The sequence below is a fragment of the Brucella sp. LJL56 genome (genome assembly GCF_054871705.1).
The window spans coordinates 161,163-181,931 of sequence record NZ_JBTXLQ010000008.1 but is presented as its reverse complement, the minus strand read 5'-3'; the positions used below and the strand labels follow the sequence as shown (position 1 = coordinate 181,931).

Below are 20,769 nucleotides of genomic sequence, written 5' to 3'. Positions count from 1 at the left end.
GCTCCAGAGCGTTATTTACTCCACCCAGCCGAGCGAACGTTGCACGGCCTTTTCCCAAGCGTTGAACAAGCGGGTGCTTTCCTCCGGTGTCATTCGCGGATGCCAGCGATGGCCCACTTGCCAGTTTTCCACGATATCCTGCGTGGATTTCCAGTAGCCGACGGCAAGCCCGGCCGCGTAGGCAGCGCCCAGCGCCGTCGTCTCGATGATTTTCGGGCGCACGACCGGCACATCCAGAATGTCGGACTGGAACTGCATGAGAAGGTCGTTGATGGTCATGCCGCCATCGGCGCGCAGTTCAGTGATCTCGACGCCGGAATCCTTGACCATCGCCTCAAGCACTTCGCGCACCTGATAGGCGCTCGCTTCAAGTGCTGCGCGCGCAATGTGGCCCTTGTTGGCGAAGCGGGTCAGCCCGGCGATGATTCCGCGCGCCGAATCCTGCCAGTGCGGCGCATAAAGACCCGAAAAAGCGGGAACGAAATAGACGTCGCCATTGTCTTCAACCGTGCGCGCCAGTGTTTCGATGTCGCTGCTGTTTTTGATTATGCCGAGATTGTCGCGAAGCCACTGCACCAGAGCGCCGGTAATGGCAATCGAACCTTCCAGCGCATAGACCGGCTTCGCACCGTCGAGCTTGTAGGCGACCGTGGTCAGCAAGCCGTAATTGGAGGGCACCAGTTTCTCGCCGGTGTTCATCAGCATGAAGCAGCCGGTGCCGTAGGTATTCTTGGCTTCGCCCGGTTCCAGACAGGCCTGACCGAAGAGTGCTGCCTGCTGGTCACCCAGAATGCCCGCAAGCTTGACGCCGGAAAGTGAGGGTACGGTTATTTCGCCATAGACCTCGCTCGAAGAGCGGATTTTCGGCAGGCAGGCCGACGGAATATCGAACAGACGGAGGATGTCCTCGTCCCATTTCAGCGTCGAAAGGTCCATGAGCTGAGTTCGAGACGCATTGGTCACATCGGTGATGTGAATACCGCCATCGGTGCCGCCGGTCAGGTTCCAGACCAGCCATGTGTCGATGGTCCCGAAAAGAGCGTCTCCGGCTTCGGCTTTTTCACGCGCACCCGGAACGTGATCGAGTATCCAGCGCAGCTTGAGGCCGGAGAAATAGGTTGAGATCGGCAGGCCAGTCTTGGCGCGCAACTGGTCTGCGCCGCCCTCCTTCGTGTAACGGGCAACAAGTTCGTCGGTACGCGTATCCATCCAGACAACCGCATTATAAAGCGGCGCACCGGTTTGTCTGTCCCAGAGCAGGGTGGTTTCGCGCTGATTGGTGATGCCGACGGAAGCGATATCGCTCGCCTTCAGCTTTGCCTTTTTGAGTGCGGCGGCAATGACGTGCTGTGTGTTGCGCCAGATTTCGATGGGGTTATGTTCGACCCAGCCCGCTTTCGGGTAAATCTGTTCGTGTTCGCGCTGGTCGCTCGCGACGATATCGCCCTGCTTGTCGAAAATGATGAAACGCGAACTCGTGGTTCCCTGGTCGATGGAACCGATAAACTGCGTCATGGGCGAACTCCTCCCGTTTATTCAATGCTGAAACGAATTTAAACGAAACTTACTGAAAACGAAAAGCCCCGGAATGATTGGTTCCGGGGCTTCGACAAATGCGTGTTCGATATGGTGTTAGTGGCGGAAGTGACGCATTCCGGTCATGACCATGGCGATGCCATGTTCGTCGGCAGCGGCGATCACTTCGTCGTCGCGCATGGAGCCGCCCGGCTGGATGACGGCGGTTGCTCCGGCCTCGACCGCGGACAGCAGACCGTCGGCAAACGGGAAGAACGCATCGGACGCGACCACGCAGCCCTTGGTGAGCGGTTCCGCAAGACCTGCAGCTTCCGCTGCATCTTCTGCCTTGCGGGCTGCGATACGGGCCGAATCCACGCGGCTCATCTGGCCAGCACCAATGCCGACCGTTGCGCCGTCCTTCACATAGACGATGGCGTTCGACTTCACATGCTTGCCAACGCGGAAGGCAAATTTCAGATCGTTGAGCTCGGCATCGGTCGGGGCACGCTTGGTAACGACCTTGAGGTCGAGATCGTCGACCACGCCATTGTCGCGCGACTGGACCAGCAGGCCACCGGCAACCGTCTTGGCGGCAATGCCCTTTGCGCGCGGGTCCGGCAGGCCGCCGGTCACCAGCAGACGCAGGTTCTTCTTGGCTGCGACGATGGCCTGTGCACCTTCGGTGGCAGCCGGTGCGATGATGACTTCGGTGAAGATTTTCACGATCTCTTCAGCGGCTTCCTCATCGAGTGTCTGGTTGAGCGCAACGATGCCGCCAAAGGCCGAAACCGGATCGCAGGCAAGCGCCTTGAGATAAGCTTCGGTGATCGTTGCCGCTTCCGCCACGCCGCACGGATTGGCGTGCTTGATGATGGCGACGGCTGCGGTGCGGGCCGGATCGAATTCGGCCACCAGTTCAAAAGCCGCATCAGTGTCGTTGATGTTGTTGTAGGAGAGCTGCTTGCCCTGAAGCTGGGTCGCGGTGGCGACGCCCGGACGTTGTTCGCCGGTAAGATAGAAGCCAGCCGTCTGGTGCGGGTTTTCACCGTAGCGCATCACGGAATGCAGCTTGCCTGCGACCGAGCGGTAGGTCGGGGTTTCTTCGTTGATTGCTTCGGCAAACCAGTTGGAAATCGCGGCGTCATAGGCCGCAGTGCGCGAAAATGCCTTGGCGGCGAGCTTTTTGCGGAAGGCGAGCGGCAGGGAGCCTTTGTTCTTTTCCAGTTCGGCGACGACGTCGGCATAGTCGGCAGGATCAACGACCGTTGCAACATAGGCATGGTTCTTGGCCGAAGCGCGGATCATTGCCGGGCCGCCAATGTCGATGTTCTCGACAGTGGTATCGTAGTCGCCACCCTTGAAGCGGACTTCTTCGAATGGATAGAGATTGATGACGGCAAGATCGATGCCGCCAATGCCGTGTTCTTCCATGGCCGCGACGTGTTCCGGGTCATTGCGCACGGCGAGCAGACCGCCATGAACTGCCGGATGCAGCGTCTTGACGCGCCCGTCCATGATTTCCGGGAAGCCGGTTACTTCGGATACATCCTTCACCGGAATGCCTTCGGCAGCAATCGACTTGGCGGTGCCGCCGGTCGAAAGGATTTCGACACCCTGCGCGTGAAGCGCCTTGGCGAAATCGATCAGGCCGGTTTTGTCGGAAACGGAAAGGAGGGCGCGGCGCACCCGATGAAGATCGGGAGCGGGAATATGCTTGGAGCTGACAGCCATAGGGAGTTGGTCTCTTCGTTGCTGAAACGGGACGGCTCGCCCTAACACAAGCGCGCCGAGAATCCTACCGCAAAAGACCAATTTAAACTTTATACCAAGTATCGATGAGCTTGACTCATCGATACTTGGTTAAGCCCGTGCGGCGATTGAGCATTTTCAGGGCGTGATGCGTTAGCATCTTAGCGCCCTGCTATTATACGTAACTGCCAAGCGCGACGCGGCTGAACTGCCAGTTTACTTCCGGCAGCTCCGAGGCCGGGAAGGAGAGCACGATCTGCTTCGATGTCACGGGGCCGCGGAAACCCGCAAAGAAGATCGAATCTTCCAGTTGCGGCGCAACTTCGAAACAGGAGAAGACCCAGGTATCGTCTCGATCCGCCGACAGAACGATCAATCCGTTCTCATCGAAGGAAATGTCGACCGATGGATGCAGGTGGAAACGAACCGCGATATTGTCGCGTCCATTGGCCTTCAACGGACGGCCATCACCGCGATAGAAACGGTCGGCGCCCTGAATGACGCTGCCATTGTGGGAAAGCACGAGACGACGCTCGTGATAGATGCCGAACAGACGTGCATAGCCGTCATGGCTGGCAACAAAACCCTGCCGTCCCATTTCCTCGATCCGGTCACGTTGCACGCGGGCCGGGCCTGCAATGATCGGCGTGCCGATCATGTTGGAAAGGCCTGCATTGAGGCTGAAGCGGCACGAGGAGGTGTCGTTGATGGTGACGGTGGAGTGCGCAGCCGTCGAGCGGCCCAATGGGCGAAATTCCGGCGGACCGAAACGGTCGATGCCGGAATTGACGATATAGCGCTGGCGCCCGGAGGACATTTCGAAGGCGAGACAACCGGCATGGGCGTCCCGCGATGCGGTGACCGGCGGCGGCAGTCCGGTATCGGCGATGATGGTGGTCGAGCCCATCGAAAGCCGCTCATAACCGGAATAGGGCGCATGGGTCAGCGGCGATCCAGCCGTTTCGTCGTGTCGGAGAACCGAGATGATGCGTTCCGGCATAGTCGGGCCGACGCCGTTGAAAAGCGCAAGGCTACCATCCTGATGACGGAAGAAGCGCAGGGCAGGCAACATGCGCTCGACAGCTTCGATCAGCGCCTTGGGCGGTGCTTCCGTGCCATTGGCATAGGTCTGGCGGAGTGGCAGAAGATCGGCCAAAAGTTCCAGAACCGTAACGGGATTGCGCGAGATATGCCCGCCATCGGGCAGAATCTGGCGTTTCAGTTCATATTCGAGATTGCGCCGGGCGGCGCGTGCAGTCGGCGGCGAAACAGGCAGAGCCAGAGCGGCGAATGCCAATGCGATGCGGGCGCGCAAGCGTTCCTCGCCATCATCCATGGCGGCTGCAACGGTGCGCAGGTAACGTACCTGCATGGCCAGCGAACGCATGAAGCGGCGATAGGCGGGGAGTTCGGCACCCGACAGAATGAGGTTCGAATGCTGGAGCCAGGCGATGATGCGCTGGGCGGTGACTTCCGGCGACCAGGCGATGCCACCGATCCGCTTGCCGAACATGCGCATCCAGTCATCGACGAGCGCGCGCGCATTGGCGGTTGCCAGTTCGCTATTGGCGCTTTTCAGATGGCGCAGCCAGCCGAAACTCTGAAGTGCTGCTTCCCATTCCGGCGTCGGAGGTTCGACAGCGAAGGGCGACAATCCGCCGGTTTCGACCAGACGACCAGCCAGCGCAAAACGGCCGTGGTAGAATTCCTGCGCCAATTGCGGGTCGGCGACGCGCAGATCAGGCGGTGCGATCAGGATACGGTCCGGCGTAAAGCCGGTGAAGCGCCAGCGATAGAGAGGCCCCATGCGCAGACGGCGGCTGAACTTGCGCCAAGCCTGTGCAACGGCCAGTCCCCAGAGGTGCGGGGTTTCGCTGAGGGCAACTGCCACCCGGTCTTTCTCCGTATCGTTTGTCATTATTCTGCGGCCAGATCGAACAGCCGGTGTCCTTTGATACAATTGTACTGAAATGGTGAATCGAGCGTTAACCATAGGATGCAAGTCATGCATCCTATGCCAGTTTTGCTAATTTATCAGCGATTGCTATCGGCGCTTGAAGCGGGCCGCGAAGAAGCCGTCCATGCCAGCCATTTGCGGATTGCCCTCAAAACGATCCGGCGGCAGGTCTGCCGGAGTGGATCGTAGAAAACCTTCCACCGTCACCAGCCCATTCAGGCCGGCGCAATCCTGCTCCGTAATCGGGAAAGGTTCCAGCAGCGGATTTTCCGCCGCCTTGCGGGCCATTTCCTCGCCTTCGAGCGGATGCAGCGAACAATTGGAAAAGACGATTACGCCGCCAGGTTTGACCAGAGTAGCCGCGTGGACCAAAAGCTTGCCCTGAAGTTCCGCGAGTTTTGCAATGTCCTGCGGCGTCTTGGTCCATGGCACGTCAGGGTGACGGCGCACCGTGCCGGTGGAAGAGCAGGGTGCATCCAGAAGCACGGCGTCGAACAATTCGTCCGGCTGGAAATCCATCAGATTGGTCGCGACGGTCTTCGCCTCGAAACCGAGACGTTCCAGATTGCCGCGCAGACGCTTCAGCCGGTTTTCGGAAAGGTCGAGGGCGGTGACGTCGGCGCCCTGAAGCACAAGCTGCGCGGTCTTGCCACCGGGGGCAGCGCACAGGTCAGCGACCCGCTTGCCTTTGATGTCGCCCATCAGGCGGGCAGGCAGGCTTGCCGCCACATCCTGCACCCACCAGTCGCCCTCGGCAAAGCCAGGCAGGTCTGTGAGATTGCCTTCGACCGTTTGCAGGCGCACCGAACCATTGGGCAGTGCGACCCCGCCGAGCTTCTCGGCCCATGCCTTTGCGTCGCCCTTGACCGTGAAATCAATCGGCGGTTCATAAGCATGCATGGTGAGAATGCTTGCTGCTTTTTCCGCGCCATAGGCGTCGGTGATGCTTTTGGCAAACCACTCCGGCACATTGGTTTCGGGCTCAAGCGTGTGGGCGAGCGCGCGTTCCTTGTTGCGCGACAGACGGCGCAGCAGCGCATTGACGAGACCGGCATATTTGCGGTTGCGCGGATCGTTGTTCGCCGCTTCCACCGCAAGATCGACCGCCGAATGGTCGGGCAGGTTCAGATAGAAAATCTGCGCGATGGCGACATGCAGAAGATGCTTCAACGCCACGGCATTTTCCGGCAATGGCCGGTCGAGCCGCTTGTTGATGGCGCGTTCGATGCTGCCGCGATTGCGCAGCGCAGAACCCAGAACGGCGCGAACCAGTGCGCGGTCGCGCGGCTCCAGCGCCAGATATTGCGGATGGCCGTGGGTATTGTCGGTCAAACCGTCAAGCGAGGTGTTCTTTTCGATCACCGCGCCAAGAAGACGTGCAGCACACAAACGCGCCGCCAGACCGGGGCGCAGGTCAGGGCGATCAGTTGGGGCGCTGTTATTTGTTTGCGACTTTTTGTTTCCACGCTTTGGCGCGGGCTTTTTATCGTTCACACTGTTCTACTTTATTTAGGACCACGGCCCCCTAAAACCGGAACCGCCATTGCTGTTACCGCCTGCATTACCCCATGGGCCACTGCTTTGGGAAGGGGCAGATGCGCGCGGCGCCATTCCGGCCGAGCGGATGCCCATTTGAGCAGCCATCTGTTCAAGTGCGGCAATGCGGTTATCGGTATCCGGGTGCGTCGAGAAAAGATTGTCCGCGCCGCGCCCGCTCAAGGGATTGATGATGAACATGTGCGCGGTTGCCGGGTTGTGTTCGGCTTCCTCATTCGGGATGGCCTTGGCGCCGCGCGCGATCTTGCCCAGTGCCGAGGAGAGCCACAGCGGATTGCCGCAGATTTCCGCGCCGCGCTTGTCGGCGGCATATTCGCGGGTGCGGCTGACGGCCATCTGCACGATCATCGCGGCAAAGGGGGCGACGATCATGGCGAGAATAGTGCCGACGACGCCCATGATGCCATTGCCGTTTTCGCGATTGCCGCCAAGGAAGAAGGCAAAATTGCCGAGCATGGATATGGCACCGGCAAGCGTTGCCACGATCGTCATGGTCAGCGTGTCGCGGTTCTGGACGTGGGCCAGCTCATGCGCCATCACGCCGGCGACTTCTTCCGGCGTCAGGCGGTTGATGAGGCCGGTCGTGGCCGCGACGGCGGCGTTTTCGGGATTGCGGCCCGTGGCAAAAGCGTTCGGCTGGTCTTCGTGGATGATATAGACCTTCGGCATGGGCAGGCCTGCATTGGCGGCCAGCCCGCTCACCATGCGGTAATAATCCGGCGCGCTGCGCTCGTCCACTTGCTGCGCATTGTACATGCGCAGCACCATCTTGTCGGAGTTCCAGTAGCCAAACAGATTCATGGCGACAGCGATCACAAGCGCAATCATCATGCCGCCGCCGCCGCCCAGCAAATAGCCGATGCTCATGAACATGACCGTCATGAGGGCGATCAGCATGGCAGTTTTCGTCATATTCATCCGTGGCGGTCTCCAAATCTTAGGCTGCGTGACCCCGTAGGGGTTTTGCACCAGATACCTTTCTGCCTATATGATGGGTATGAACAGGCTTCGCTTCAATAATGGGAGCTGATGCAGCCAACAGGAATGTGATCGATGAGCGAAAAAACCGAAGCAACCCAAAGCCCGGAAAACGTAGACAAGCGCACGTTCGAAGACCTGCCGCCTGCTGCCCAGCGCGCGCTGAAGGAAGCCGAAGCGCGCCGCGCTGCCGAAAAGGCAAGCGCCGCGCCCCGCGAAATCGGCGGTCGTGGCGGCAAGGACCCCGCCCGTTTCGGCGATTGGGAGATCAAGGGCAGATCGATAGATTTTTAGGAAGCTCATCTGTCGATCGTGAGGATTGATAGCATTGGCCTAAGGGATAACTGACTTTAAAATAATAATATCTCGCTATCATCAACAAGGCCCCTAAATGCCCTATGCCCTTTGCCGCCCCGACGGGCGAATTTCACAGATACAGAGATGTCTTCAGTATGGCGGTAGAGGCCGTCTTCTCTCTGGAAAAACTCGAAACGTCGATACCGGCGTACACCCACTTTGCTCCTAATACGGCCCAATAAATTTTCCAAAGTATAACGTAAGCCTTGGCGGGGGATTTGACTGAAGCTTCCTGCGTCTACCACGCCTTCATATCCCTTGACCAGTAGATCTGATCGCTCTGCAAGGGAGTAAGCGAAGGAGTATTCATCTTGAGCGCCAGAAGAGTCAAATAAAAGCCTTATCGATGAGTAATTTGAGTATATATCAATATTTTTTTCTATTTTGTAATTGCTCTTAACGAAATTTTCAAAAGTATTAACATCATTAACGGTGTTTTTTGTTATTAAATTTAGCCTATTCTGACCTTTATAATTGTCCTCAAATAAAATAAAATTTGGATCCCCGCGAACTAAATTTCTTATGTGCCCATTGGAGTTACGAAGTTCTTTTCCATCCATTCCGGTGTAAAAGTAATTATGGTTACCATCTGATTGTTTTAGGAGAAATTTTTTTATCAAGTCTGTTCTCGAAGGGCGTGCGGTTTCTGCCAGATGACGCATGGCATCTTTTTCAAAGAAACTTGCTCGTTCTATTTGTTTACCGTTAAAAAAATCTAACATATCCTTACTCCTATACCGATACAAAGTATTTCAGATGTAAGGAGTATATTATACTGAGAATACTGACAGATCGTTTGCGGGGTGTCTTAAGGTAATATGATTAATCGGTATGAACGAAGCACTTTACAATGTTTCGCCTTGACAGGTCTGAATAGGGTGTGTCCATTGCCGCTATAGAAAAATGATCGATATATTAAATGTATGAATGCGCGGCAACCGCGCATTCATACTCAGCTCAAATACTGTTGCTTTACTTCTTGTTCTGGCGATTTTCGATCAGGTCGTCCACGACGCCGGGATCGGCGAGCGTCGAGGTATCGCCCAGTGCGCCGAATTCGTCTTCGGCGATCTTGCGCAGGATGCGGCGCATGATCTTGCCCGAGCGGGTTTTCGGCAGGCCCGGCGAGAACTGGATCTTGTCCGGCGTGGCTATCGGGCCGATTTCCTTGCGCACGTGCTGGGTCAGCTCCTTGCGCAGGGCATCTTCGTCCTGAACTGCTTCGCCCGTCATCAGCGTGACATAGCAGTAAATGCCCTGTCCCTTGATCGGATGCGGATAGCCTACGACAGCGGCTTCTGAAACCGAGTGATGCGAGACGAGTGCCGATTCGATTTCCGCCGTGCCGAGGCGGTGGCCGGAAATGTTGAGCACGTCATCGACGCGGCCCGTGATCCAGTAATAGCCGTCTTCGTCGCGACGGCAGCCGTCACCCGTAAAATACTTGCCCTTATAGGTCGAGAAGTAAGCTTCGATGAAGCGACTATGATCGCCGTAAAGCGTGCGCATCTGGCCAGGCCAGCTATCGATGATGCACAAATTGCCGTCTACTGCACCTTCAACCACGGCGCCTTCATTGTCCACCAGTTCCGGCTTGATGCCGAAGAACGGACGCGTTGCCGAGCCTGGCTTGAGGTCCGTTGCGCCGGGTAGCGGGGTGATGAGAATGCCGCCGGTTTCCGTCTGCCACCACGTATCGACAATCGGCGACCTCTGGTCTCCGACGACGTTGTAATACCATTCCCAGGCTTCCGGGTTGATCGGCTCGCCGACCGAACCGAGCAGGCGCAGCGTCGAGCGCGACGAACGGGTGACGAATTCATCACCTGCGCCCATCAGTGCACGGATGGCCGTCGGTGCGGTATAGAAGATGTTGACGTGATGCTTGTCGACGACTTCCCAGAAACGTCCCTGATCGGGGAAGTTCGGCACGCCTTCGAACATCAATGTCGTCGCGCCGTTGGCCAACGGGCCGTAGACGATGTAGGAGTGCCCCGTCACCCAGCCCACGTCCGCCGTGCACCAGTAAATGTCGCCGTCATGATAGTCGAAGACATATTGGTGCGTCATCGATGCATAGACGAGATAGCCAGCCGTCGTGTGCAGCACGCCCTTCGGCTTGCCAGTCGAGCCGGAGGTGTAGAGGATGAAGAGCGGGTCTTCCGCATTCATCGGTTCCGGGTCGCAGGTCGGTTCGACGCTCGCGACTTCCTGATGATACCAGAGGTCGCGACCCGGTCCCCAGCTCACCTTGCCGCCGGTGCGGCGCACGGTGAGAACCTTGTTGACCATGACATATTGCTTGGCAGCGATGTCGATGGCGGTATCGGTATTTTCCTTCAGCGGAACTGGCTTGCCGCCGCGCACGCCTTCATCGGCCGTGATGACGAAAGTGGATTCGCAGTCGACGATACGACCGGCCAGTGCCTCCGGCGAGAAACCGGCGAAGACGACCGAGTGCACAGCGCCGATGCGCGCGCAGGCCAGCATCGCATAGGCCGCTTCCGGGATCATCGGCAGATAGATCGTGACGCGGTCGCCCTTTTTCACGCCGTGCTTCTTCAGCACATTTGCGAGGCGGCAGACATTCTCATGCAGTTCGCGATAGGTGATCTTCTTGTCGATATAGGGATTGTCGCCTTCCCAGATGATGGCGACCTGATCGCCACGGCTCTTCAGGTGGCGGTCGATACAGTTATAGGAAACGTTGGTAACGCCGTCCTCATACCATTTGATGGACACGTCGCCGTTGAAATCGGTGTTCTTGACCTTGGTGAAAGGCTTGAACCAGTCGATGCGCCGTCCGTGCTTTGCCCAGAAGCTGTCCGGGTCGCTCACGCTCTCCTCATACCAGTCGAGATAGGTTGCGTTGTCGATGAGCGTGTTTCTCTTTGCCTCGGCAAGGACCGGGTAAAGCTTTTCCGACATGATTTCCTCCTTCAGCATTCCGCGAGCCGGACGATATCCCGCTCGTATAAATGCACCCAAAAACTGACCGGCACCTCCCGCCGGATGAGACGGCTTGCCGTGAAAGGCGAGACCATCGGGTGCCCTGTCTACCTTCCATTGCGGGCAAGGTAAATTAGACAATCGGCGCGTCTATGATCCACAATGACGCATCGTCAGAAATGGCAACTGGCAGCACTCGCTGCTGGCTGATGCTAATATATTGTTTTTACAGTTTAAAAACCATTTTGAGTGATTATCTCCTATTCAGGAGCCTGACAATAAGGCTCTTCACAAAAAGGGGAAATCGCCATGACGACGTCCGCTTTGAACGCAAAGTCAGCCTTCGAACTCCAACTCGCCGGTTATGGTCTGACGACGGCGAAAGTTTTCTACCACTTGCCTGATCACCCGCATCTGCTGCAGCTTTTCGTCTGGCAGGATTATGATCTCGCGCCCGATTTTCCGGTGCTCAATCACTTCATCGAATTCTGGAATCGGGAAATCGACGGACCGCTGCATTCGGTCAGCTACACGCATTTCCGGTTGCTTGGCCCCTCGGACTGGAGGAATGTGCAGGGCGAGATCGTCCTGCACTAATATAGGTGATGGACAAAGGATTCAGGCGGGGGCGGTATAGCTCCGCCCGCCGAAGATGGCCGAGCCGACACGCACCGACGTCGCGCCGAAACCGATGGCGGTCTCGTAATCGCCCGACATGCCCATGGAAAGCTTTTCGACCTGTGCCTCGCGGGCGAGCTTTTCCAGAAGCGCGAAATGGGGGCCGGGATTTTCATCCGCAGGCGGGATGCACATCAACCCCTCGATGGCGAGACCATGTTCCTTGCGGCAGCGCTCGACAAAGGCGACGGCATCTTTGGGCGCAATACCAGCCTTTTGCTCTTCAAGACCAGTATTGACCTGCACGTAAAGCTTCGGGGCCTTGCCCTGCTTTTTGATCTCGCTGGCCAAGGCGGCTGCGATCTTTTCGCGGTCGACGGTTTCGATGACATCAAAAAGAGCGACGGCGTCGGCGGCCTTGTTGGATTGCAGCGGGCCGATGAGATGCAGTTCGATGCCGGAATAATCCTCGCGCAGTCCGGGCCATTTGGCTTGTGCTTCCTGCACGCGGTTCTCGCCGAAGACCCGCTGGCCCGCGTCGAGTGCCGGGCGGATTTCTTCCGCATCGAAGGTTTTCGACACTGCGACGAGTGTAACGGAACCCTTGTTGCGCTGTGCTTCCTGTTCGGCATTGGCGATTGCGGCCTTGACCGTGTTCAGCTTCGCTACGATATCTGACATGAAACTCTCGCTTTCAGGCTTTTCATCCGCAAAAGGTTGACGCTTTCGCCAATACGTGGTGAAGGTCGCCATTAAACATCGACTCTCCTTATTGCATCACCTTCGTACGAGTAAATACGGTCATGGCAGCCGAACGTTATAATCCGCGCGTGGCGGAAGCTCATTGGCAGAAAGTCTGGGAAGAAGACCGGACCTTCGAAACCGACAATAGCGACAGCCGCGAGAAATATTATGTGCTCGAGATGTTCCCCTATCCGTCGGGGCGCATCCATATGGGCCATGTGCGCAACTATGCGATGGGTGACGTTGTCGCCCGTTACAAGCGCGCCAAGGGTTTCAACGTGCTTCACCCGATGGGTTGGGACGCATTCGGCATGCCTGCTGAAAATGCGGCGATGCAGAACAAGGTTCATCCTAAGGAATGGACCTACCAGAACATCGCCACGATGCGCAGCCAGCTCAAGTCGATGGGCCTTTCGCTCGACTGGGCGCGCGAATTCGCGACCTGCGACGTGGAATATTATCATCGCCAGCAGATGCTGTTCATCGACCTTTTCGAAAAAGGTCTGGTGACGCGCAAGACCTCCAAGGTCAACTGGGACCCGGTCGACAACACTGTGCTCGCCAATGAACAGGTGGTGGATGGCCGCGGCTGGCGTTCGGGTGCGCTGGTCGAACAGCGCGAACTGACGCAATGGTTCTTCAAGATCACCGATTTCAGCGAGGAATTGCTGGCCGGTCTCGATACGCTCGACCAGTGGCCGGAAAAGGTTCGCCTGATGCAGCGCAACTGGATCGGCAAGTCGGAAGGCTTGCAGGTCCGCTTCGCGCTGGACGGCAAGACCGCGCCTGCCGGTTTTTCGGAAATCGAAGTTTATACGACCCGCCCCGACACGCTGTTCGGTGCGGCTTTTGTGGCGATCTCCGCCGATCATCCGCTGGCGAAGAAGCTGGCCGAAGACAATGCTTCGCTTTCTGGTTTCATCGAGGAATGCCATCACCATGGAACGTCGCTGGCAGCGCTTGAAACGGCAGAAAAGAAGGGCTTCGACACCGGCGTCAAGGTCAAGCACCCGTTCGACGAGAACTGGGAACTGCCGGTCTATGTCGCCAATTTCGTCCTGATGGAATATGGTACGGGCGCCGTGTTCGGCTGTCCGGCACACGATCAGCGCGACCTGGATTTCGCCAACAAGTACAAATTGAAGGTTACGCCTGTTGTTATGCCGAAGGGCGAGGATGCGGCAGGCTTCAGTATCGGTGAAACGGCCTATACCGACGACGGCGTGATGATCAATTCACGCTTCCTCGACGGCATGACGCCGGAAGCGGCCTTCAATGAGGTGTCGAACCGTCTGGAACAGACCAGCCTCGGCAACAGCCCGCAGGCAAGCCGCAAGGTACAGTTCCGTCTGCGTGACTGGGGCATTTCGCGCCAGCGCTACTGGGGCTGCCCGATTCCAATGATCCATTGCGAAAGCTGTGGCGTCAATCCGGTGCCGCGCGCCGATCTGCCGGTCAAGCTGCCGGATGATGTCGAGTTCGACCGTCCGGGCAATCCGCTTGATCGTCACGCGAGCTGGCGTCATGTGAAGTGCCCGAAATGCGGCGGCGATGCGCGCCGTGAAACCGACACGATGGACACGTTCGTCGATTCGTCCTGGTACTATGCCCGCTTTACGGCACCGTGGGAAAACGAGCCGACTGATCGCAAGGTTGCCGATCACTGGCTGCCGGTCGATCAGTATATCGGCGGTATCGAACACGCGATTTTGCATCTGCTCTATTCGCGCTTCTTCACCCGCGCAATGAAGGTCGCCGGTCACGTCGGCATCGACGAGCCGTTCAAGGGCCTGTTCACACAGGGCATGGTTGTGCACGAGACCTACAAGGCCAACGGCCAGTGGGTAGCGCCTGCCGACATTCGCATCGAGGAAAACGACGGCAAGCGGAGCGCGACCCTGCTCTCGACAGGCGAGCCGGTGGAAATCGGTTCCATCGAGAAGATGTCGAAGTCGAAGAAGAATGTTGTCGATCCCGATGACATTATAGCTTCCTACGGTGCCGATACGGCGCGCTGGTTCATGCTGTCTGATTCGCCGCCCGAGCGTGACGTGATCTGGACGGAAGCCGGTGCCGAAGGCGCCCATCGTTTTGTGCAGCGCGTCTGGCGTCTGGTGGCGGAAGCCGCGGAGCATCTGAAGGACGTTGCGCCCAAGACCGGGACGCAGGGCGAAGCCCTTGTCGTTTCCAAGGCTGCGCACAAGGCGGTCAAGGCTGTCGGCGACGATATCGAGAAGCTCGCCTTCAACCGTGGCGTCGCCCGTCTTTACGAGCTGGTCAATACGGCTGCTGCTTCCCTGCAGCAGGTAGCTTCGGGCAATGCGGATGACGAGTTGAAGAGTGCTGTCCGTGACGTCACCGAAAAGCTCATCCTGATGTTGGCGCCGATGATGCCGCATCTGGCTGAACAGTGTCTGGCTGTGCTGGGCGGCAAGATTGCCGGTCGTGAAACATTGGTTGCCCGCAGCGCCTGGCCGGAATTCGATCCGGCATTGGTGGTGGAAAACGAGATCGTTATGCCGGTGCAGATCAACGGCAAGAAGCGTGGGGATTTGACAATCGCCCGCGACGCTGATCAATCTAGCATCCAGCAGGCGGTGCTCGAACTTGACTTCGTCAAGGCTGCGCTCAATGGAGGCTCGCCGAAGAAGGTTATCGTGGTGCCGCAAAGGATCGTCAATGTCGTTGCCTGACCGCTTTTTCTCTGCAATCAAAGCCTTTCGCGTTGCGTTTTTCGCGCTCGGAGCTGCGGTGCTGATGGCTGGATGCACCGTGCAGCCGCTTTATTCCTCTGGCGCTGGCGTCGGTGGAACCATAGGCGGCAGCGTGACGCCCGACATGCGCACCAAGCTTGCCTCGGTGGCGATCGATCCGGCTGGCGATGTCTTCGGCCAGCAGGTTCGCAATCGCCTGATCTTCCTGCTTGGCGGCGGTGCCGGTGAGCCGGCCAACCCGACCTATCGCCTCGGTCTCGGTCTGAGCAACTACACCCTCGCGGCGGTGAGCGTGGATATCGGTGACCAGACTGATCGTACGGGCCGTCCATCGTCCGGTATTGTCAAGGCAACGTCGAATTTCGTGCTGCGCGACAAGGACGGCAAGCCGCTTGCTGTGGGCACCCGTACAGTCGGCGCCTCCTTCGACCGCCCGCGTCAGGAATTCGCCAATCTGCGTGCCGAACGCGATGCGCGCAAGCGCGCTGCAGAAGAACTTGCTGAACAGATATTCCTCGCTCTGGCGATGAAAATGTCAAAGCTCTGATTTTGGCCTGATGCCAATCACTCTAAAAGGCGGTGCGGGTTCGTGCCGCCTTTTGCTTTTCTACCAGAGGGATCATGCGTCTCGTTTCGTTTACCGCCAAGGGCTATCGCTCGCTGCGCTCTGTTCGTTTCGATCTCGGACAGGTGACGGTTTTTGTCGGTGAGAATGGTGCTGGAAAATCCAATCTTTATCGGGCGCTGCAACTGGTAAAGGCGGCGGCTGAGGGTAATCTCTCTACCGAAATCGTACGGGAAGGAGGGATGCAATCGGCCATGTGGAGCGGCAATCGCCGCAAGCACGAATCGGCGCGTATCATTCTGGAAGCGGATTTTGAAGACGAGCGACTGGCCTCGCGTCTTTCCTATCGTGTCGAGGCAGGTCTGCCGCCGCCGGTTTCCGGCGCCTTTCCCTTCGAGCCGCAGATCAAGGAAGAACAGCTCAATCTCGATACGGGCCGTCGTCCTGTGGATCTGATGGACCGGCGTGGGCCTGCGGTCTTCGCGCGGGACGGGGAGGGCCGGCGCATGGAGCATCCGGCGCGGCTGCTGACTTCGGAAAGCGGGCTGGCGGTGCTGGGGCAATCTGGCCATTATCCCGAGATAGGCGATCTTTCCGCGCAGATACGTGGCTGGCGTTTTTACCATGGTTTTAGAAGCGACCGCGATGCGCCGGTACGCCAGCCGTCCATAGCCGCGACCGCTGCGATGCTGGACGAGGATGGCGGCAATCTTGCCTCGGTCTTTGCGACGCTGGCGCATATCCGGCAGGATACGGTCGATCTGGATCGTCTGGTTGCCGACGCGCTGGAAGGCGCCAAGCTGGTTATTCCCTATCCAGACGAAACGGCGACTTTCGGCCTGAACTTCCCGGCTTTTCCGCCGCGAACATTTCGCCCCGGAGAATTGTCCGATGGACAGATTCGCCTGCTGGCTCTGGCGGGTGCACTGCTTTCCTATCGCCTGCCGTCGCTGATCGCGCTCAACGAGCCGGAGGCAAGCCTGCATCCCGATATGATCCCGTCACTTGCCCGAATGATCGCGCAGGCATCCGAACGCAGCCAGATATGGGTGGTGACCCATTCAGCCGCCCTTGCCAGCGCCATTGCGGAGCAATGCGGCGCAAGACCGATCCGTGTGAGCAAGCAGGACGGGGAAAGCGTACTGCAATAAAAAAGCGGGCCTGAGCCCGCTTTTCATCTGTCTGGCAAGGTCGCTGATCAGGCGATCTTCTGGCCGGTCTTGGCCCAATCGGCAAGAAAGGTTTCGAGGCCCTTGTCGGTCAGCGGATGCTTGACAAGCGCCTTCAGGGTTGCCGGCGGTGCGGTCACGACGTCAGCGCCGATGAGTGCTGCTTCCTTGACGTGATTGACGGTGCGAACCGAGGCGGCCAGAATTTCCGTGCGGTAGTCGTAATTGTCGTAAATCGTACGGATCTCGGCAATCAGCTCCATGCCGTTGATGCCGGTATCATCGAGACGGCCGATGAACGGTGAAATGAAGGTCGCGCCAGCCTTGGCTGCGAGAAGCGCCTGATTGGCCGAAAAGCAGAGCGTCATGTTGACCTTGTGACCTTCTGAAGACAGAGCCTTACAGGCTTTCAGTCCGTCGAGGGTGACAGGCAGTTTGATGCAGATATTGTCAGCGATCTTGGAGATGACGGCTGCTTCCTTCATCATCTGCTCATACTCCGTCGCGGCAACCTCGGCGGAAACCGGGCCTTTAACGATGTTGCAGATTTCTTTGGTGACTTCGATAATGTCACGACCCGACTTCAGGATGAGGGACGGGTTGGTGGTCACGCCATCGACCAGTCCGAGGTCGTTGAGCTCACGGATTTCCTTGACGTCCGCAGTGTCCACGAAAAATTTCATAACAGCGTTCCTCCATAATGAGCGCGGGTGGTTTTTGGGAGCTAAATCCATTTAAGTCCCGGAAGGTGGCTTTTCTTTAGCGCAAAGCCGCGCCAAGGTCACGCAATCATGTCGAAAGATTCGCACGATATTTCCAGTCTGTTTCCGGAGCTCGCACCACGGGTCGTTCCCGTGCTCGTGCCCATGCCCGCGGAGCGGCCCTATTCTTATATGGTTCCGGAAGGGATGAACGTCCAGCCCGGATCGATCGTGCGCGTGCCGCTTGGACCTCGTGAGGTGGCGGGGATCGTCTGCGAGGGTGAAACCGATGCCGTCGATGCCAGAAAACTGCGCGGGATTTCCGAAGTTTTCGATTGCCCGCCGGTGCGCGGCGACATGCTGCGCTTCATGCGTTGGGCCGCCGACTACACGCTTTCACCGCCCGGCATGGTGGCGCGCATGGTTCTGCGCGCGCCGGCCGCATTCGATCCCGAACCGGCGGTGCCGGGGCTTCGCTATTCCGGCGGTGAGCCGGAGCGTATGACCGAAGCGCGGTCGCGCGTGATGGAGCTCGCCCGCGACGGGCTTGCGTGGACCAGATCCGGCCTTGCCCATGCGGCGGGTGTCTCGATGACGGTCGTGGACGGGCTGAAGACACAAGGCATTTTCGAGGAAGTCATGCTGCCGCCGCCAGCCGTGGTGGCAAAGCCCGATATCGACTATGCGCGGGCCACGCTTTCGGAAGATCAGCAGGCGGCAGCGGAAATGCTCTCTGATTCTGTCGACGCTGACTGTTTTTCGGTTTCGCTGCTCGATGGTGTGACGGGATCGGGTAAGACCGAGGTTTATTTCGAAGCGGTTGCCAAGGCGATAGAGCAAGACAAGCAGGTGCTGATTCTCCTGCCGGAAATCGCGCTGACGCAGCAGTTTCTCGACCGGTTCCATGACCGGTTCGGCGCAAAGCCCGCTGAATGGCATTCCGATCTTGCGCCGCGCACCCGTGAACGCGTCTGGCGACAGATTGCGGAAGGCACGGTGCGGGTCGTAGCGGGCGCGCGGTCGGCGCTTTTTCTGCCCTTCAAGGAACTGGGGCTGATCGTCGTCGATGAAGAACATGATCCGGCTTACAAACAGGAAGATCGGGTCTTTTACAATGCCCGCGACATGGCCGTGGTGCGTGGTCATATCAGCGGTTTTCCGGTGGTGCTGGCATCGGCCACGCCGTCTCTCGAAAGTCAGGTCAATGCGGAGCAGGGGCGCTACAAGCGAATCAAGCTCTATGGGCGCTATGCAGAAGCGGCACTCCCCGATCTGAAAACCATCGACATGCGGCGTTCTCCGCCGCCGCCTGGCCGATTTTTGTCGCCCGCTTTGACGGAAGCTGTCGGCAAGACGGTGGAACGCGGCGAGCAGGCGCTTTTGTTCCTCAATCGACGCGGTTATGCGCCTTTGACGCTATGCCGGGTCTGCGGCCATCGCTTCCAGTGTCCGCAATGTTCGAGCTGGCTGGTCGAGCATCGTTTTCGAGGGCAACTCATGTGCCATCAGTGCGGCTATCACGAGCCGACGCCGGAAGCTTGTCCCGAATGCGGCACGCTGGATCATCTGGTTGCCTGCGGTCCTGGTGTGGAGCGCATCGCGGAAGAAGTGGCGGCAACTTTCAGCGAAGCACGAATCATAGTTCTTTCGTCTGATATGGCAGGCGGCGTGAAACGGTTGCGACTGGAACTCGACGCTATCGCAAAAGGCGAGGCGGATATCGTCATCGGCACGCAGCTCGTCGCCAAGGGGCACAACTTTCCCAACATGACGCTGGTGGGCGTGGTGGATGCCGATCTGGGCCTTGCCAATGGTGACCCACGCGCCGCCGAACGCACGTTCCAGCTACTCAATCAGGTGACAGGGCGTGCCGGTCGAACAGGGCGCAAGAGCCTCGGCCTCATCCAGACCTATCAGCCGGATCACCCGGTCATGCGCGCCATCGTCAGTGGTGATACCGAAGCATTTTATGCGCGCGAAATCGAGGAGCGCGAGCGCAGCGTACTGCCGCCGTTCGGTCGACTTGCGGCATTGATTATTTCCGCTGATAACCGGCCCGATGCTGAAAATCATGCGCGTGCGTTGCGCCGGGCAGCACCTTCGTCGTCCGAGATTTCCGTGCTTGGCCCTGCCGAGGCCCCCTTGGCACTTGTGCGGGGCAGGCATCGTTTCCGCATTCTGGTGCATGGAACCAAACGCGCCGATATTCAAGGATTTATCCGCGCCTTGCTTGCCGGTGGCCCAAAGGAACGTGGATCGATCCGCGTTCAGGTGGATATCGATCCGCAAAGTTTCCTCTGACTTGTAAAGGCATGGAAGATCGACGGAAATTCCGCTACAGAATTCCGTGTCAGTTCGATCGCGGGGAGCGTTCTGTCTGATTATCTCTCTGCCTGACTATCTCTCTGCATGTCTCCCAAACCGGGTTCCACTGTTGGGGGAATGCTTGTACGACAAGAAACGATGAGGGTGCCGAAAGGGTAATTGCGATGGAATTCTATCTTCCTGCCACGACCGGAGAATGGCTTGCCTGGGGCTCTGCCGCCATAACGGCGCTTGCCGGTCTTGTCATGCTTTTTGCGCCCGGCATAACGATGAAGCTGCTGCGGCTCCAGCCGATCAATGGCCGCCCCGAAGGTTACGGTTCCATCCGCGCAACGCTTGCCGGACCTTATCTCGGCGTGGGGCTCGGGTGCCTTATTTTCGCACAGCCGTTCCTCTGGGTGGTGTTGGGCTCCGTATGGGGATTTGCACTGTTTGGACGCTTCATTTCGATGATGTCAGACGCCGGCGGGCGCAAGGGCGGACCGGCCGGCGGACGCTTCTATGGCAGTCTCGCCGCACTGGTCGAATTCGTGCTGGCAGCAGGTCCGCTGCTCTATGCTTTCGGCTTCATTTCCTGACCGGAAAGAGTGCCCTTTTGCACGTCAGGCGTGCAGGTTGTGTAACAGCAGGTCGCCTCGCCGGGGCAGATGCGACTTTTTTGACCGCGAAAGGCGGCAAATCTTACACAAAAGTGCCGGATTCGCGTGTTGCGAGTCCTGTTCGTCTATGCTAGACGGCAATCACATTTCGGTGTTGATGTGCTCGCGCGTCAGTGGTTTTCCGAAAACATTCAATAAAATCATCGGCTTGGCGTCCTGAGCAAGATTGGGCCCCAAAAGGATGGTTTCAACGTAGAGAGCAGGTTGTT

General features: G+C 58.2%; 16 protein-coding genes. 7 read left to right on the top strand and 9 right to left on the bottom strand.

Annotated features, from left to right (window positions below; genetic code table 11):
- Positions 1–15: 15 nt before the first annotated feature.
- From glpK to htpX, 5 genes are all read right to left on the bottom strand, one after another.
- On the bottom strand, positions 16–1,515 hold the full coding sequence (gene glpK / locus ACYSN1_RS19140) for a glycerol kinase GlpK (protein WP_461727114.1): 1,500 nt from the start codon (positions 1,513–1,515) through the stop codon (positions 16–18).
- Between the two features lie 117 nt (positions 1,516–1,632).
- On the bottom strand, positions 1,633–3,249 hold the full coding sequence (gene purH / locus ACYSN1_RS19135; protein ID WP_461727113.1) for a bifunctional phosphoribosylaminoimidazolecarboxamide formyltransferase/IMP cyclohydrolase: 1,617 nt from the start codon (positions 3,247–3,249) through the stop codon (positions 1,633–1,635).
- Positions 3,250–3,442: 193 nt separating this feature from the next.
- The gene (locus ACYSN1_RS19130) at positions 3,443–5,185 is read right to left on the bottom strand and encodes a heparinase II/III family protein (RefSeq protein ID WP_461727112.1); all 1,743 of its coding nucleotides are present in this window, start codon (positions 5,183–5,185) and stop codon (positions 3,443–3,445) included.
- Between the two features lie 126 nt (positions 5,186–5,311).
- Positions 5,312–6,718, bottom strand: coding sequence for an RsmB/NOP family class I SAM-dependent RNA methyltransferase (locus ACYSN1_RS19125; protein WP_461727111.1), 1,407 nt, complete (start codon positions 6,716–6,718; stop codon positions 5,312–5,314).
- A gap of 15 nt (positions 6,719–6,733) precedes the next feature.
- Positions 6,734–7,699 carry a zinc metalloprotease HtpX gene (gene htpX, locus ACYSN1_RS19120; RefSeq protein WP_461727110.1) on the bottom strand — a complete coding sequence of 322 codons (966 nt, stop codon included), beginning with the start codon at positions 7,697–7,699 and terminating at the stop codon, positions 6,734–6,736.
- Positions 7,700–7,834: 135 nt separating this feature from the next.
- On the opposite strand from htpX, the gene ACYSN1_RS19115 reads away from it, so the two are divergent.
- Entirely contained in the window at positions 7,835–8,053 is a 219-nt protein-coding gene (locus ACYSN1_RS19115) for a DUF1674 domain-containing protein (RefSeq protein ID WP_461727109.1), read from the top strand.
- 56 nt (positions 8,054–8,109) lie between these two features.
- Here ACYSN1_RS19115 and ACYSN1_RS19110 read toward each other — a convergent pair whose 3' ends face one another.
- Complete coding sequence (locus ACYSN1_RS19110) at positions 8,110–8,838, bottom strand: hypothetical protein (RefSeq protein ID WP_461727108.1); 729 nt, start codon at positions 8,836–8,838, stop codon at positions 8,110–8,112.
- 250 nt (positions 8,839–9,088) lie between these two features.
- Positions 9,089–11,044, bottom strand: a complete 1,956-nt coding sequence (acs, locus tag ACYSN1_RS19105; RefSeq protein WP_461727107.1) for an acetate--CoA ligase — start codon at positions 11,042–11,044, stop codon at positions 9,089–9,091.
- 330 nt (positions 11,045–11,374) lie between these two features.
- On the opposite strand from acs, the gene ACYSN1_RS19100 reads away from it, so the two are divergent.
- Positions 11,375–11,662 carry an usg protein gene (locus ACYSN1_RS19100; RefSeq protein ID WP_006471250.1) on the top strand — a complete coding sequence of 96 codons (288 nt, stop codon included), beginning with the start codon at positions 11,375–11,377 and terminating at the stop codon, positions 11,660–11,662.
- A 21-nt stretch (positions 11,663–11,683) separates the two neighbouring features.
- On the opposite strand, the gene ACYSN1_RS19095 is transcribed toward ACYSN1_RS19100, so the two are convergent.
- Positions 11,684–12,364: a YggS family pyridoxal phosphate-dependent enzyme gene (locus ACYSN1_RS19095; RefSeq protein ID WP_461727106.1), complete on the bottom strand. Its 681-nt coding sequence runs from the start codon at positions 12,362–12,364 to the stop codon at positions 11,684–11,686.
- A gap of 122 nt (positions 12,365–12,486) precedes the next feature.
- Here ACYSN1_RS19095 and leuS point away from each other — a divergent pair, with 122 nt between their 5' ends.
- The 3 genes from leuS to ACYSN1_RS19080 all read left to right on the top strand — a co-directional run bounded on the left by leuS (position 12,487) and on the right by ACYSN1_RS19080 (position 16,857).
- On the top strand, positions 12,487–15,120 hold the full coding sequence (leuS, locus tag ACYSN1_RS19090) for a leucine--tRNA ligase (protein ID WP_461727105.1): 2,634 nt from the start codon (positions 12,487–12,489) through the stop codon (positions 15,118–15,120).
- A complete protein-coding gene (lptE, locus tag ACYSN1_RS19085) occupies positions 15,107–15,688 on the top strand; it encodes an LPS assembly lipoprotein LptE (protein WP_461727104.1) in 582 nt (193 codons plus the stop codon). Before leuS ends, lptE begins: the two co-directional genes overlap by 14 nt.
- A gap of 74 nt (positions 15,689–15,762) precedes the next feature.
- Entirely contained in the window at positions 15,763–16,857 is a 1,095-nt protein-coding gene (locus ACYSN1_RS19080; protein ID WP_461727103.1) for an AAA family ATPase, read from the top strand.
- 47 nt (positions 16,858–16,904) lie between these two features.
- On the opposite strand, the gene fsa is transcribed toward ACYSN1_RS19080, so the two are convergent.
- Complete coding sequence (gene fsa, locus ACYSN1_RS19075; RefSeq protein WP_140022010.1) at positions 16,905–17,558, bottom strand: fructose-6-phosphate aldolase; 654 nt, start codon at positions 17,556–17,558, stop codon at positions 16,905–16,907.
- A gap of 108 nt (positions 17,559–17,666) precedes the next feature.
- On the opposite strand from fsa, the gene ACYSN1_RS19070 reads away from it, so the two are divergent.
- Entirely contained in the window at positions 17,667–19,877 is a 2,211-nt protein-coding gene (locus tag ACYSN1_RS19070; protein WP_461727102.1) for a primosomal protein N', read from the top strand.
- Positions 19,878–20,065: 188 nt separating this feature from the next.
- Positions 20,066–20,479, top strand: a complete 414-nt coding sequence (locus ACYSN1_RS19065; protein WP_461727101.1) for an AGROH133_08824 family phage infection protein — start codon at positions 20,066–20,068, stop codon at positions 20,477–20,479.
- Positions 20,480–20,769: the final 290 nt, after the last annotated feature.

Excerpts from the sequence above, each read along its gene's own strand:
- htpX (WP_461727110.1), bottom strand. The coding sequence starts at position 7,699 with ATGAATATGACGAAAACTGCCATGCTGATCGCCCTCATGACGGTCATG.
- fsa (WP_140022010.1), bottom strand. The coding sequence starts at position 17,558 with ATGAAATTTTTCGTGGACACTGCGGACGTCAAGGAAATCCGTGAGCTC.
- lptE (WP_461727104.1), top strand. The coding sequence starts at position 15,107 with ATGTCGTTGCCTGACCGCTTTTTCTCTGCAATCAAAGCCTTTCGCGTT.
- purH (WP_461727113.1), bottom strand. The coding sequence starts at position 3,249 with ATGGCTGTCAGCTCCAAGCATATTCCCGCTCCCGATCTTCATCGGGTG.
- ACYSN1_RS19110 (WP_461727108.1), bottom strand. The coding sequence starts at position 8,838 with ATGTTAGATTTTTTTAACGGTAAACAAATAGAACGAGCAAGTTTCTTT.
- leuS (WP_461727105.1), top strand. The coding sequence starts at position 12,487 with ATGGCAGCCGAACGTTATAATCCGCGCGTGGCGGAAGCTCATTGGCAG.
- ACYSN1_RS19080 (WP_461727103.1), top strand. The coding sequence starts at position 15,763 with ATGCGTCTCGTTTCGTTTACCGCCAAGGGCTATCGCTCGCTGCGCTCT.
- ACYSN1_RS19065 (WP_461727101.1), top strand. The coding sequence starts at position 20,066 with ATGGAATTCTATCTTCCTGCCACGACCGGAGAATGGCTTGCCTGGGGC.
- ACYSN1_RS19115 (WP_461727109.1), top strand. The coding sequence starts at position 7,835 with ATGAGCGAAAAAACCGAAGCAACCCAAAGCCCGGAAAACGTAGACAAG.
- ACYSN1_RS19070 (WP_461727102.1), top strand. The coding sequence starts at position 17,667 with ATGTCGAAAGATTCGCACGATATTTCCAGTCTGTTTCCGGAGCTCGCA.
- glpK (WP_461727114.1), bottom strand. The coding sequence starts at position 1,515 with ATGACGCAGTTTATCGGTTCCATCGACCAGGGAACCACGAGTTCGCGT.
- ACYSN1_RS19095 (WP_461727106.1), bottom strand. The coding sequence starts at position 12,364 with ATGTCAGATATCGTAGCGAAGCTGAACACGGTCAAGGCCGCAATCGCC.
- ACYSN1_RS19100 (WP_006471250.1), top strand. The coding sequence starts at position 11,375 with ATGACGACGTCCGCTTTGAACGCAAAGTCAGCCTTCGAACTCCAACTC.
- ACYSN1_RS19130 (WP_461727112.1), bottom strand. The coding sequence starts at position 5,185 with ATGACAAACGATACGGAGAAAGACCGGGTGGCAGTTGCCCTCAGCGAA.
- acs (WP_461727107.1), bottom strand. The coding sequence starts at position 11,044 with ATGTCGGAAAAGCTTTACCCGGTCCTTGCCGAGGCAAAGAGAAACACG.